Genomic DNA, 13373 nt, shown 5'->3' on the forward strand with positions numbered 1-13373 from the left:
TTCGCGGCCCGTTTCGCTGCTGGGGTCGAGGATTCGGTATCCGGACCCGACGGACGTTCGGCAGTCGGAACCGACTGAAGGTCACCAACCGGAACCGATGGAGGCCTGACGACCGGCCGGCGTCCGGTACCCGATGCATCCCCCTTCGCCGACCGGCCGCGGGCCTGGCGCCGCGGGGTCTGCACGTGCGGCTCCGCCGGCCGGATCACGCCCCGGACCGGCAGGTCTCCGCTCGTCGATCGCTGCACGGGAACGCCGGAGGCCGGGCGCAGCAGCCCGTGGACCAGCCCGGACGGGGCGGTCGGGTCGACGAGGTGCCCCATCCCGCTCATCGCCCCGTGCTCCCGGTACGAGGCCACCGAGTCCCGGAACCCGCCCTCGACCACCCCGGGCGCGGAGCCCTGGAGCACCCGGACGTCGCCACCGGCGCGTCGCCAACCCCCGTCCCATTCGGGAACCGGTGCGGGAGCGGGGGTTTCGACGGGACGTCGGCGTCGGAAGAGGTCCAGCAGGCCCACCGGGTCATCCCCCCTCGTTCATCCGCGTGTTGATCCGGGCGATCTCCTGCACCCACCGGCCGCGTTCGCGGTGGTCGAGGTCGAGGATCTCCTCGCGCGTCCAGTGGAAGTGGTAGGCGACGTACGCGACCTCCGCGTGCAGCCGCTCCGGCGCGTACGTCACGATTCCCCCAGGCGACCACCTGCCAGGTCGACCTCGAACGCGGTGTCGCACGACGGGCAGGTGACCCCTGCCCGGGTGTGGCCCTCGCTGTTGATCCGCCGGTAGAAGTCCTGCAGGAACGCCACGTCGGTGGCGTACATGTTCTCCACCACGCCCGCGTGCACGTCGGTGATGTCGCCGAGCTGGGTGATGACCTGCGCCAGCAGCACCACGCTGAGGTAGGCCGGGTTCTCCTTCACGCGCACGTCGATCTGCGTGCGCAGCTCGTCCTTGGCGGTGGCCAGCCGCATCCGGCCGTGCCGGTGCACCGTCCCGTCGCCGTGCACGTAGCCGCGCGGCAGCTCGAAGTCGAACTCCTCGTGCGATCCGCTCTCCGCGGGCTCGGGAGCGCGGTTGCCGGCGACCTCGTCGAGGTCGCTCAGCGAGGTGATGCGACGCCTCATTCGATCTCGATCCGCTCGAACACGATGGTCACCTGCTCGGTGGCCGCGTTGGAGTCGCCCGCGGTGAACGACGGGCCCTCCCACCTGCTGACCCAGCAGTCGTAGAGCTGCATCCGGCGGACCGATTCGCCCATCGTGTCCTGGATCTCGATGGTGAGGTTCTCCCGCGCGCTCTCCACGTCCCCCTTGAGCAGGGTCTTCATGATCCAGGCGGTGAACTCGGTGCTCTTGTCGAGGCCGCGGGTGATGGTGACCTCGCCGCCCTTCTGACCGCCGGGCTGCTTCTTGTTGATCCGCTCCCCGGTCGGGGTGACCTGCTGGGTCTCGATCACGTCCTGCTCGACGGTGAGACCGGAGACCTCCTTGACCGATTCCACCGTGATGCTGCCGAGTTCCACGCCGAACCGGTGCGTGGAGAGGGTGTCGCCCTGTGCCATGTCGTCTCCTTACTCGCTGACCAGGCTGGTGCTGTCGGAGAACTGCGAGAGCCGGAAGACCACGAACTCGGCGGGTTTCACCGGCGCTACCCCGATCTCGCACACGACCTGGCCGAGGTCGATGGACTCCTGGGGGTTGTTCTCCCGGTCGCACTTGATGAAGAACGCCTCGTCGGCGGTCCGGCCGAACAGCGCCCCGTCGCGCCACGACTGGTGCAGGAACGCGCCGATGTTGCGGCGGATGCTCGACCACAACCGGTCGTCGTTGGGCTCGAACACCACCCACTGGGTGCCGACCAGGATCGACTCCTCCAGGTAGTTGAACAGCCGCCGCACGTTCAGGTACCGCCACGCCGGGTCGGAGGAGAGGGTCCGCGCGCCCCAGATCCGGATGCCGCGCCCGGCGAAGGACCGCACGCAGTTCACGCCGACGGGGTTGAGCAGGTCCTGCTCGCCCTTGCTCAGGTTGGTCTCCAGGTCCACCGCCCCGCGGATGACCTCGTTGGCGGGCGCCTTGTGCACGCCGCGCTCGGTGTCGCTGCGCGCCCACACCCCGGCCACGTGACCGCTCGGCGGCACCATCGTGTTGCGGCCGCTGGACGGGTCGAACACCTTGATCCACGGGTAGTACAGCGTCGCGTACTTCGAGTCGTAGCCGGCCTCGTCCATCCGCCACGCCCGCACCTGCTGGGCGTTGAGCCCGGGCGGCGGGTCGAGCACCGCGACCCGGTCACCCATCTGCTCGCAGTGCGAGATGGCCGCCAGCTGCACGGTTTTCACGCCTTCGGCGTCGATCAGCCCGCGCTGGTGCGCGCTCATCAGGTCCGGGACGCACACCATGGTGATCTCGTCGACGGTCTCCAACCCGCCGAACCCGGTCCGCGCGGCGAGGTCCCCGACGTACTCCTGTGCGTCCACAGTGGCCGGTGCGGGCGCGCTCGGTGGCGCGGCGACCGACACCGACTGGTTGTCGGGCCTGCTCAGCGCACCGCTGGAGGCCTCGGTGATCTCGATGAGCCGCGACCGCTCGCGCACCTGCGTGACCACGTAGCTCTTGACGTTCTTCTTGGTGGACACGTCGAAGGTCTCGGCGACCTTGCCGTCCTGGCTGACCACCAGCCGGAACCGGTCCTCCGGCGGGTTCTCGCCCTCGGCGTCGGCGACCTCGACGGTGACACCCGACCCGGCGCCCGGCAACGCCGACACCCTCAACCCGCCGAGTTCCACGGGTTTCGCCGCGGCCGGCGAGGCGGGCGCCGACGGGCCGCCGATGCGCACGACGTAGGCGGACCCGCCGCCGTTGGCGAAGTACCCGTAGACGGAGTGCGCGAGGTAGCCGTCGCCGAACCCGCCGAAGATCCGGGTGAACTGGCTCCAGTTCGTCACCAGCGTCGGTTCCTGGACCGGCCCCTGCGAGGCGAAGCCGACGAAGGCGGCCACAGCGGTCCCGACCCCCTCGATGGGCCTGGACCCGTTCTGGACCTCCTCGACGTAAACGCCAGGAGACAGGTACGACGGCATGCTCGCTCCCTCATCGCTCGAGGCACGGACGATCCCGAGCCTCGCGCCCCGCGAGCCCGGCGACCATGTCCACCAGCACCCCCGACGAGGGCAACAGCACTGCCTCCCCGGACACGCCGGCTGCCTCCTAGGTGCCGAACCGGGCGGCGAGCTCGGCGACCCGGCCGCCCCGATGCTCCGGACGCATGCGGCCGGACCGCTCCAGCAGGCTGAGGCCGTGCAGCGCGCCCCAGAACAATTCGGTGGCGGTGTCGCCCGGATCGCCGAGGGCGCGGGCGAGCGCGGTGAACCCGGCGCGCAGCTCGGGCTCGTTGTCGTCCTGGGCGAAGCGCACGTCGAGCGGCAGCTGGAACATCGCTTCGTAGAGCGCGGAGTGCTCTTGCGCGAAGTCCAGGTAGGCTACGGCGACGGCCTCCACGGCTCGCAGGCCGCGTTTCCGGCCCACGGCGCTGCGGCAGCGCTGTTCCAGCTCGGTGAAGCCCTCCAGCGCGACGGTCCGCATGATCTCGCTCTTGCCGCCGGGGAAGTGCCCGTAGAGCACGGGCTGGGTGTAGCCGATCGACTCGGCGAGGTGGCGGGTCGTCACGGCGCCCCAGCCCTCCGCGTCGGCCCTGGCGCGGGCTGCGTCGAGGATCTTCCGCCGCCGCTCCTCGGTCCGCCGCTGTCGTGCTGAGGTGTCGACCATGGATTCCTCCTTGCAGGTCAGTGCCCTGAAGACCTAGTCTAGCGGTGCTAGGTTTTCTAGCAGTGCTAACCCGAGAGGGTGTTCGCTCATGGTCCAGTTGCTCGCGGTCATCACCGCGACGGTCGTCGGTCTGATGGTCGGTGTGGAACTCGCGGTCGCGGTCGTCCTCAACCCGATCTTGATGCGGCTACCTGCGGGTGCCTCCATCGAGGGACGCGCCGATGGCGGTCGCATGATGGGTCGTGCCATGCCGTTCTGGTACTTCGGCTCCCTCGCGCTCACCGCGGCGCTCGCGGCCGTGACCTGGGGTGAGCCGTCGGCTCCGCCCGCCGCTGCGGCCGCCGTGCTGCTGGTGATTAGCGTGGTCATGTCCCTCGCGCTGCTCGTCCCGATCAACAACCGGGGCACGACCTGGACGGCCGAAGACCACCCACCGGACTGGCGCGCTCAGCAGCAACGCTGGGACCGCCTCCACCACGCCCGAGTCGCGGTCATCACCGCAGCCTTCGTTCTAGTCCTCGTGGCCGTCACCGCGCTGTGACACCGCTTGGGCGCAGCGGATGCGGACCTCACGGGCGAGGTGCGTCGAGCAGGGTCGCGACGGCTTCGCGGGCTTGGTGGGCGGGGGTGGGGTCGCGCCGGATGCCGGCGGTCACGATGGCTCCTTCGGCGAGCAGGAAGACCGGCTCGGCCACCTCGGCTCCGGTGTCGTGGACCCACGTCGCGATCTGGTCGTGGAACGCCTGCTTGTGCGACCGGACTTCGGCGAGCACCGCCTCGGACGACGCTCCGAGCTCACCGTGGGCGTTGACCCAGGCGCATCCGCGGAAGCCGGGTTCTGCGAACCACTCGCCGAGCCAGTCGAAGACGGCCAGGACGCGCTCGCGGGGGTCCGCGAGTGCCTCCACGTGGGCGGTGAGGCTCGTTCTCCACCGCCGATCCCGGCGTTGGAGCACCGCCACCACGAGGTCGTCCTTCGTCGGGAAGAACCGGTAGATCCGCTTGAGCGGTAGACGGGAGGCGGCGCGGACGTCGTCCATGCCGACCGCCTGGATGCCGTTCTCGTAGAAGAGTCCCTCGGCGGCGTCGAGCAGGGCTTCGCGGTCCAGCCGGTGCTGCTCCTCGGTGATCCGGGCCGGCATGTGAGCTCCTCGCGGTTGAGAACGGACGTTCTCCATCGTAGGCTACCACCGATGGAGAACGTGCGTTCTCGACTTGAGGAGGTCGTCATGCCGGAAGGTCGTCCGCCGTATCCGCCGTTCACGCAGGAGACGGCGTTGCAGAAGGTGCAGGCTGCGGAGGACGCGTGGAACACCCGGGACCCGCAGCGGGTGGCCCTGGCGTACACGCCGGACTCGACGTGGCGGAACCGGGACGTGTTCGTCACCGGCCGGGAGGAGATCGTCGCGTTCCTGACGCGCAAGTGGGAGCGTGAACTGGACTACGCGCTGCGCAAGAGCCTCTGGAGCTTCCACGAGAACCGCATCGCCGTCCGCTTCCAGTACGAGTGCCACGACCGGGACGGCCAGTGGTGGCGCAGCTACGGCAACGAGCTGTGGGAGTTCGACGAGCACGGCCTCATGCGCCGTCGCGAAGCGAGCATCAACGACGTCCCCATCACCGAGTCCGACCGCCGCATCCACGGCCCCCGCCCCACCGAAGAGCACGGCCTCGACATCCCGCTGCAGTAGTTCCCGGCTGACGCACTCCCCGGTCAGGATCTGCGCGACGGGGTGCTCATGAGCGGCTGACCTTGATCAGTCGATATTCCCCGGGATGCTGGGTCTGGAGTGTGGCTCCCGCCTGTCCATCGGCGTCGGCGCCGAGCCGGGTTGAGCCGTAGCTGGGGATCGGAACCACCTCGACGGTGGTGGTCAATCGCTGGTACCCGTCCACGCCTGCGTTGGCCTCGTTCATCGCGGAGATCCGCTCGACGAGCATGTCCGCGTACCGAGCATTGGGCTCGCTGTCGGTGAGCACGTAGGCGCGGCTGTCGGCTCCCATCACCCGATCCAGGCAGCTGGCGAGATCGTCCGGTTCGGCCAGGCGGATCCACGGGCCCGGGTGGGGGACCAGGACGTCGGTGTGCGGTACGTGCGTGCCGAACTCGGTGATCGACGCCTTCCGGAGGACGCTGGCGTTCGCAGGAACACCCCGCTTTTCGAGCTGCCTGCGCAGGAATCTCTCCTCCATCTGCGGGTCGTAGGCGGAGAACCCCTGCTTGCGCCAGTCCTGGACGTTGGCCAGGAAATCACCTTCGCGGGGGTGCGGGCCGCTGATCGCTCCGACCACGGTGTTCCGCGACTGCTCCAAGGCTTCATCGAGGGTGAGTAAGGGGTCCTCCATCGACGTTGCCAAGGCCTGCAAGCGCTCGATCCGGTCGGGGGAGAAGCCTTCGACCTGCGGCAGGCTCGGGACCCGCTCCGGTGGCATGGCTTCGAGCAGGTCGTTCCCGTCGTCGTCCTGGTTGAAGATGATGCGCTGGACGGGGCGTTGGTCGTTCGCGCCCCCACCAGGTACTGCGGGGCCCGGACGTTCCGGCGGATGGTCGGAGAGCGCTCTGGTCGCGTTCTGCTCGGCCTCGCGCTCGAAGCGGTCGGTGGGGTCGCTGATCCGCAGGCCGGCACCGTTGTCGGTTCCGTCCACCGCTCCCCGGCGCTGTTGGATGACGTGCGTGAGCTCGTGGGCCAAGGTGTGCGCGTCGGCCCCGTGCGGGCCGATCACCACGTGGTTGCCGGAGGTGTAAGCACGGGCTCCGATCTCGGTGGCCGACCGTTGCGCCGATGCGTCGGTGTGCAGCCGGACGTCGGAGAAGTCCGCGCCGAGCCTGGTTTCCATGTCGGTGCGAGTCGAGGCGTCCAGCGGCTGTCCCGGCTTGCGAAGCACGTCGTGCACGGCTGATCGCTGGACGGGTTGCTGCTCGTCGAGCATGCGGGCGACGGCGGCGTTGCCGATCGTGCGTTGCAGCGCCACCAGACCGGCGGGTGATGTCGTGCGGGGAGACGGCGTCCCGACGTCCACGGATGCCGCCCTCGTGCGCGACGGGGTGCGGCCTTCGGCGGTGGTCTCGTCTGATTTTTCGTGTGCGAACACGGTTTCTCCCTTCCGGCTGCCGGGGCTCAGGTGTGGAACTCGGAGTCCAAGATCAGGCGGCCGAGCTTGCCGTACTCCTGGCGGATCGCGGTGATCAGTTCTTCGCCACCGACCGGCTTTCCGGCTTCGGCGGCCAGGTAGGCGGCTGTGATGGTGCAGGAGCGGATGGAGCCGCCGGAGAGTTCGAAGCCTGCGCAGAGGTCGAGGTCGAGGTCGTCGGCGCGGGGGAGGGAGTTGCCGAGGCAGCGGTCCCAGAGAGCACGTCGTTGTTCGTGGTCGGGCATGGGGAAGTCGGCGATGACGTCGAGGCGGCGGGTGAAGGCTTCGTCGAGGTTGGCTCGGAGGTTGGTGGTGAGGATGGCGATGCCGTCGAAGGTCTCCATGCGTTGGAGCAGGTAGGCGGATTCGACGTTGGCGTAGCGGTCGTGGGCGTCCTGGACGGCGGAGCGCTTGCCGAAGATGGCGTCGGCCTCGTCGAAGAGCAGGACCCCGTTGACGCCGGCGGCTTCGGTGAAGATGCGCTCCAGGTTCTTCTCCGTCTCACCGACGTACTTGTCGACCACTGTGGACAGATCCACCACGTAGAGGTCCATGCCGAGGTCGGCGGCGACGACTTCGGCCGACATCGTCTTGCCGGTGCCCGATTCGCCCGCGAACAGGGCGAGAACGCCGCGGCCTCGACCGCCGCCGGGACGCATTCGCCAGTCGCCGAGGACCCGGTCGCGGTGGCGGGCGCGCATCGCCAGCTCGGTGAGCTGCCGGTGCGTCGGGGCGGGCAGCACCAGGTCGTCCCAGGTCACGGTCGGGGTGATGTGGCGGGCGAGCCGGTCCAGGCCCGCGCCGTTCTGGGCTCGGGCGCCGGCGCGCAGGTCGTCGGCGTTGACCGGGCGGGAGTCGAACGCGGCGAGCTGCACCGCCACCGACGTCGCGCGGCCGACCGCCTCGGTGTCGAGCTGGTAGGTCCCCACCGCCTCGGCCAGTTCGTCCTCGGGTATCTCGGCCGCTAGGGCGGTCAGGGCTCGTCTCCACTCCTGGGTCCGCTCTTCGGCGCTCGGTGGTGCGACGCGGATCGACACCGGTGCTCGTTGGGACCAAGCCGGGTCCCAGCTCCCCGACCCGTGCAGCAGCAGCGGGACCCGCTCCGCGGAGCGAACGAGTTCCCGGAGCAGGCGGGCACGTTCCGCGCCGAGCTTCTCCAGCGGTCCCAGCACGATTCCGGCCCGGCTCAGCGCCGCTTCGCGGACGAGCACCGGGGCGGAATCCGGGGAGAGGTCGGCGATGTCGACGACGAGCGCTGCCCTGCCGCTGACCGAAAGGGCATCCAGCGCGACCCGCGCGGTCCCCTCCGCGCCGTGCAGGTGGACCAGCCGCACCCCGGAATCCAGTGCCACGCCGAGGCGTTTGGCGAGCTCGCCCGGCGGGCCGCCGCGCACCAGCCGCCCGGCCTCGGGCTCGTCGTGCCCGAGCAGGTGCGCCACCACGCGATCGGGCACCCGCAGCGTGCGGGACAGCGCCGGGCGCTCGGGCTCCAGCACCTCCACCAGTCCGCCCGCCACCAGCGGAGCGTGGGAGGTGAACCGGAACCGGCCGTCTCCGGCCGATGGCATCCCGCACAGCTCCAGGGCCAGCCCGGTCGTCGCGCGGCGCCGGGTGACGTCGTCGTTGAGGTAGCCGTAGAGCGGTTCGAAGCGGACGTCGACGTCCGGGGCCAGCGCCACCAGCAGCAGCTCCACGTCCAGCTCGGTGAGACCGAAGTCCTCGGCGAGCCGTTGCAGCCTCGGGCCCGGATCGGCCGGGGTGAAGCCGTCGCCGGACCAGGAGGTCGCGGGCGTGGCCAGGATGCGCTCGACGTGCTCCGGGGTCAGGTAGAGGCCGCGGTGCGGGTCGTCCGGCTGCGGATCGGTGGCGCACCGGGCGTCCACCGCCGAGCGGACCCGCTGCTCGACCCGGCCCAACCGCGCCCACAGGTGGTGCAGGTCGGCGGCTGTCACGAGACCGGTCCCCGGCGTCGCCGCTTCGGTTCCGGGCGCGGGCGGGCCGGGGCGAACGCCTCGCCCTCGGCGGTGGACTGGGCGTAGCGCAGGCGCCGGGCCTCGTCGTCGGAGCGCAGCACGACGCCCTCGGTGACCGGCGGGCCCGCCGGGATCAGGTCGCCGGCCAGCGGGGCCGTGACCCGCAGGTTGATCGACGGCTTGAGCTGCCCGCCCAGCGCCGACCACACGTCGGCCGCTGAACGGCCCTCCGCCATCGCCCCTCCCGCCTCGAACCCCACCGTCAGCCCGAGCTCGGCCAGCGTGCCGGTCAGCCACCGCGGTGCCAGCGAGTCGTGGCGGACCAGGCAGCGCAGCACCTCGGCCAGCAGGCGGTGCTCGTCCTGCGGGCGGTTCGTCCACACCGTCACCAGGTAGGCGAGGTGGAACCAGTGCGGCGGCTCCTGCCAGCCCGTCACCGCGCCCGACTCGTCGCGCCGCTCGAACCGGCCGCCCTGCCGTAACCCCGGTTCCTCCCGGATGTCGTAGAGGAACACGCTGATCGTGGGCGCGTTGCGCTTGGCCGCCCAGTCCGTGGTCGGCGCCTCGAAACCCAGCTTCACGCCCGAGCTCGGCAGGTCGTGCTCGGCGAGCAGCAGTCGCAGCGCCTCGTCGACCTCGTGGATCACCGGCGCCCCACCATCCCGGGCGGCGCGATCGCCGGATCGACCACCAGGAAGCGCGCGGTCACCGGGCCGAACCCGGCACCCGAGGCGGTGATGGTGCGCGGACCGGTCTCGTCCTTGGGAAGGATCAGCAGCTGCGCCGCGAACCTCCCGTCCGGCCCCGGCAGCGTCGGCGCGGCCGAGGCCGTGATGCCCGGCGACCACTCCAGCCGCACCGGCGTGCCGGGCGGGAAGTCGACGCCGCGCACCGAGGTGACGAACCCGGGTTCGCCGACCTCCGGCACCGCCACGATCCGGGGTTGCAGCACGCGGTAAGGCCGGGTGGCGCGGTTGTCACCGGGACCGGAATCCGACCCGCTCGTGCGCACCGTCGCCCCGATCTCCGAGGTCACCGCCGCGTTCGGCGCCAGCACGACGCGCCGCTCCACCACGCCGCCCGGCGGCAGATCGGGAAGCGGGCACCGCGCCTGCGCGCAGTCCGGGGGTGCGCTCTCGACCGGAACACCCGGTGGCAGCGCCATGTCCAGCTCCAGACCGGTCGCCTGCGCCTGGCCGTCGTTGCGGACCGAGAACACCACCTCGGTGCGACCGCCCACATAGGACGGATCGGGTGCGCTGGTCAGACCGACAGCGGGATTCGCCTGCAGCGGAGGCTGTTCCGGGCGCACCGGCACCACCGTGCGGGAGGTGTTGTCGCCCGGAGCGCTGTCGCGCACCGAACCCGTCGCGGTCCAGGTCAGCGGGTGATCACCGGGCGCGGAGCCGGTGAGCTCGGCCGTGACGCGCACCGACTGCCCGGGCTCCAGCACGCCGAGGGAACACCGCGCGCCGTCGCACGACCCCTGCTCGGCGCGCAACCGGCTCAGCTTCACTCCGGAGGGCACGTTCAGCGTCGCCGTCGTGCCCGGCGAGGTCGCCGGCCCGTTGTTGCGCACCACGCCCGTGACCGACACCGACCTGTCCACCTGGATCTGGTCCGCCTGCTGCGGTGCGGTCATCGACAGGTCCACCGTCGCCCGCCAGCTCGGCTCCTTCTGCCTGCCCGGCAACCGGTCGGTGAGCGAGGTGACCTCGCGCGTGGCCGGGTCGAGGATCGACAGGTGCTCGGGCGTGTTGTTGTTGCTGCCCAACCGCCGGGACAGCACCAGCCGCTTCCCGTCCGGCGACCAGGTGGCGTCGCGCGGCTGGTACGTCCCGGAGCCGTCCGGCAGGTCCGGGACGTCCACGCAGCTGTTCTGACCGCGCGGCAGCAGCACCTCGCAGCGGTTTCCGTCCAGGTAGATCCGGTACAGCCCGTCGCGCTCGCGGTTGAACACGATGCTGCGCCCGTCCGGCGCGAACACCGGGCTGTCGTCGACCACCTCGCACTGGCAGATCGTGTCGCTGAGGTCCTGCTGCCCGCCCAGGTCGTCGGCGCGGGCGATCCAGATGTGGTTGCGCCGCTGCTCGTCCGGCACGTCGGAGACCCGGCCGCGGCTGAACGCGAACCGCGTCCCGTCCGGCGACCACGCGGGCTGGGTGTCATCGAGCGCCGGATCCGAGTTGCCCAGCCGCTTGGTCACCTCACCCGAGTCGACGTCCACGACGACGATGCGGCTGCGACCGCGGTCCTCGGCCGGGGTCAGCGCACCCGGTGACCTGCGGGCCACCGCGATCGACCGGCCGTCCGGCGACCAGGCGACGTCGGACTCCCAGTCGTCGGCCTGCCGATCGGCGATGGGCAGCCGCCGGGCGTTGGAGCCGTCGGCGTCGACCAGCCAGATCCGCTGCACCCGCTGCCCGCCGGAGTCCTCGAAGCGGCTGACCGCGATCTGCGAGCCGTCGGGGGAGTAGGCCTGCCGCTCGGTCCACGGGTCGTAGCCCTCGTTCGGGGTGAACACCAGGCGGGAATCCCGGTAGGCGTTCGGGTCCTCCGTCATCACGTTCACGCCCAGATCGCGGGGATCGACCCCGTCGGACCGGATGTCCTGCAACCGCACCACGTTCCGCGACGACGCCGTGGTGCGCGCGACCACCAGGCGCCCGACCCCGCCGCCGGTGAACCAGGTGGGCGAGTCGACCTGGCGGTCCTCCGACAGCAGCCTGCGCGCGGGCGCCGAGGCCGGCGAGTCCGAGGCGTCGACCTGGAAGACCTGGTCGTCGATGCCGTCCGGCTGCGGGTTCGCGGCCGGGTAGGTGGGGCTGAGGAACAGCAGCCGCCGGCCGTCCGGCATCCACCGGGGTTGCCGCGTCTGCCAGCCCGGATCGTCGGCGAACAGCGCCCGGCCCGTTCCGGTGCCGTCCAAGATCCGCACCTGGTGCGCGGCGCTGTCGTCGGGGGAATCGGCCTCGTAGTGGGTGTAGGCGATGCGGTCGGGTTCGACCGGGTTCCACGACGGTTCCCCGGCCGAGCCCGACGGCTCGTCGGTCAAGCGGCGCAGCGCGCCACCCGAGGCGGGCTGGTCGTAGATCTGCCACCGGCCGCCCGCGTCGCAGGCGAAGGCGATCCGCGAGCCGTCCGGTGAGAACGTCGGGTGCGTCTCGTTGTTCGCGGTGTCGGACAGCCGGTGCGCCCCGCTGCCGTCGGTGCGCGCCAGCCACAGGTCGCGATCGCCGTCCGACCCGGCCGAATCGAACGCCACCCACCGCAGGTCCGGCGAGAGCTCGGGATTGGCCGCGTCCACGCCCCGCGTGAGGCGCCGGACGGTGCCGTCGGTGTCGCGCAGGTAGACCTGCGGGGTCTTCTCGTCGCGCAGGCTGGTGAACACCAGCAGCCCGTCGCGGGAGGAGACGTCCTGGTCGAAGTGCTGCCGCGGCTCGTCGAACAGCGGCGACGTCGGTGCCTGATCCGTCAACCCGCCGATGCCCAGGCTGCGATGCCCGGTCCCGGCGTAGGAGATGCGACTCGCCTCCACCGCGTCCGCCCGGGGCTGGGCGGCCGCCGGGGCTTGTGCGACCGTCGTCGGGAGGCTGATCAGCCCGCACAGCAGCAGGATCACACCGAGCAGGACGATTCCCCAGCGGGTTCGCCCGTGCCGGAAACCGGGCACGTTGCCGATCACGATCACCCTCCGCCCGATCGATGCCTCCCCGCAGCTTCACCCGTTCCCGCTTCGGTGCCCAGGAACCGACAGGCACCGAAGCGGGAAGAGCGGAGGCACTTTCGGGCAAGCCGGCTAGATCAAGCCCTGCCGCATCGCGTATCCGACCGCGTGCGCCCGGTTGCGCAGCTGGAGGCGCGTGGTGACCTCCTGCAGGATGTTCTTCACCGTCCGCTCGGAGTAGGACATCTTCGTCGCGATTTCCCGGGTGTCGAAACCGTCGGAGATCAGCCGCAGAACCTCGCCCTCCCGCGCCGACAACGTCGAGAGCGTCGCGCCGGAGGCGCTCGGAACGCCGCGCTGCAGGCGGCCCACGTGATCCAGCAGTCTGCCGAGCATGTCGCCGGGCAGCACCCCCTCGCCGCGGATCAGCGCGGTCACCAGCCCCACCAGCCGATCGGCGTCGGCGTCGCGTCTGCGCAGCACCGCCGCCACCCCGCACTCGATGCTGGTCTGCAGCGCGTCCTGCCCGAACTCGCCGATGATGAGCCCGGTGCGGACCGCGGACGTGCGCTGCAACCTGCGCAGCACCTGCTCGTTCTCCTCGTCCAGCCGGTCGACCACGACCAGCGCGACCTCCGCGCGCTCCGCCTCATCGGCTCTGAGCACCTCCACCTCCGGGCGCGGGCGCAGCTGGTGGCTGACGCCGCTCTCCAGGATGGGATCGGCCGCGCATATCGCGACCGGAACTCTCGTCATCGGCTCTCCTCCCTCAGAACCAGCCCCCTCATCCAGTGTTACGCCAATTCCCGGTCTCGCGGGACGGCCATTCGGGGA

The 13373-nt window shown here is 71.0% G+C and carries 13 protein-coding genes; 2 read left to right on the forward strand and 11 right to left on the reverse strand.

What is annotated here, in order from left to right; all coding sequences use genetic code 11:
* Positions 1-522: 522 nt before the first annotated feature.
* From BM424_RS28980 to BM424_RS23645, 5 genes are all read right to left on the reverse strand, one after another.
* Positions 523-681 (reverse strand): DUF6760 family protein, encoded by a 159-nt coding sequence (locus BM424_RS28980; protein WP_175548237.1) that lies wholly within the window; start codon positions 679-681, stop codon positions 523-525.
* Positions 678-1124, reverse strand: coding sequence for a hypothetical protein (locus tag BM424_RS23630; RefSeq protein WP_093422112.1), 447 nt, complete (start codon positions 1122-1124; stop codon positions 678-680). Before BM424_RS23630 ends, BM424_RS28980 begins: the two co-directional genes overlap by 4 nt.
* Complete coding sequence (locus tag BM424_RS23635) at positions 1121-1561, reverse strand: phage tail protein (protein WP_093422114.1); 441 nt, start codon at positions 1559-1561, stop codon at positions 1121-1123. The genes BM424_RS23630 and BM424_RS23635 overlap by 4 nt, the downstream gene beginning before the upstream one ends.
* A 9-nt stretch (positions 1562-1570) precedes the next feature.
* On the reverse strand, positions 1571-3082 hold the full coding sequence (locus BM424_RS23640; protein WP_093422118.1) for a phage tail sheath family protein: 1512 nt from the start codon (positions 3080-3082) through the stop codon (positions 1571-1573).
* A gap of 127 nt (positions 3083-3209) precedes the next feature.
* Complete coding sequence (locus BM424_RS23645) at positions 3210-3767, reverse strand: TetR/AcrR family transcriptional regulator (protein WP_093422120.1); 558 nt, start codon at positions 3765-3767, stop codon at positions 3210-3212.
* Between the two features lie 88 nt (positions 3768-3855).
* On the opposite strand from BM424_RS23645, the gene BM424_RS23650 reads away from it, so the two are divergent.
* Entirely contained in the window at positions 3856-4308 is a 453-nt protein-coding gene (locus tag BM424_RS23650; RefSeq protein WP_093422123.1) for an anthrone oxygenase family protein, read from the forward strand.
* 28 nt (positions 4309-4336) lie between these two features.
* On the opposite strand, the gene BM424_RS23655 is transcribed toward BM424_RS23650, so the two are convergent.
* The gene (locus BM424_RS23655) at positions 4337-4909 is read right to left on the reverse strand and encodes a TetR/AcrR family transcriptional regulator (protein WP_093422126.1); all 573 of its coding nucleotides are present in this window, start codon (positions 4907-4909) and stop codon (positions 4337-4339) included.
* Positions 4910-4996: 87 nt separating this feature from the next.
* On the opposite strand from BM424_RS23655, the gene BM424_RS23660 reads away from it, so the two are divergent.
* On the forward strand, positions 4997-5458 hold the full coding sequence (locus BM424_RS23660; RefSeq protein WP_093422128.1) for a nuclear transport factor 2 family protein: 462 nt from the start codon (positions 4997-4999) through the stop codon (positions 5456-5458).
* A 46-nt stretch (positions 5459-5504) separates the two neighbouring features.
* Here BM424_RS23660 and BM424_RS23665 read toward each other — a convergent pair whose 3' ends face one another.
* The 5 genes from BM424_RS23665 to BM424_RS23685 all read right to left on the reverse strand — a co-directional run bounded on the left by BM424_RS23665 (position 5505) and on the right by BM424_RS23685 (position 13295).
* Positions 5505-6860: an eCIS core domain-containing protein gene (locus BM424_RS23665; RefSeq protein WP_245776083.1), complete on the reverse strand. Its 1356-nt coding sequence runs from the start codon at positions 6858-6860 to the stop codon at positions 5505-5507.
* 26 nt (positions 6861-6886) lie between these two features.
* Entirely contained in the window at positions 6887-8851 is a 1965-nt protein-coding gene (locus BM424_RS23670) for an ATP-binding protein (RefSeq protein ID WP_093422131.1), read from the reverse strand.
* Positions 8848-9519: a Pvc16 family protein gene (locus BM424_RS23675; protein WP_093422133.1), complete on the reverse strand. Its 672-nt coding sequence runs from the start codon at positions 9517-9519 to the stop codon at positions 8848-8850. The genes BM424_RS23670 and BM424_RS23675 overlap by 4 nt, the downstream gene beginning before the upstream one ends.
* On the reverse strand, positions 9516-12557 hold the full coding sequence (locus tag BM424_RS23680; RefSeq protein WP_245776084.1) for a hypothetical protein: 3042 nt from the start codon (positions 12555-12557) through the stop codon (positions 9516-9518). The genes BM424_RS23675 and BM424_RS23680 overlap by 4 nt, the downstream gene beginning before the upstream one ends.
* A gap of 114 nt (positions 12558-12671) precedes the next feature.
* A complete protein-coding gene (locus BM424_RS23685) occupies positions 12672-13295 on the reverse strand; it encodes a helix-turn-helix transcriptional regulator (RefSeq protein WP_093422136.1) in 624 nt (207 codons plus the stop codon).
* Positions 13296-13373: the final 78 nt, after the last annotated feature.

This window comes from Saccharopolyspora flava, from assembly GCF_900116135.1.
Classification (GTDB): domain Bacteria; phylum Actinomycetota; class Actinomycetes; order Mycobacteriales; family Pseudonocardiaceae; genus Saccharopolyspora; species Saccharopolyspora flava.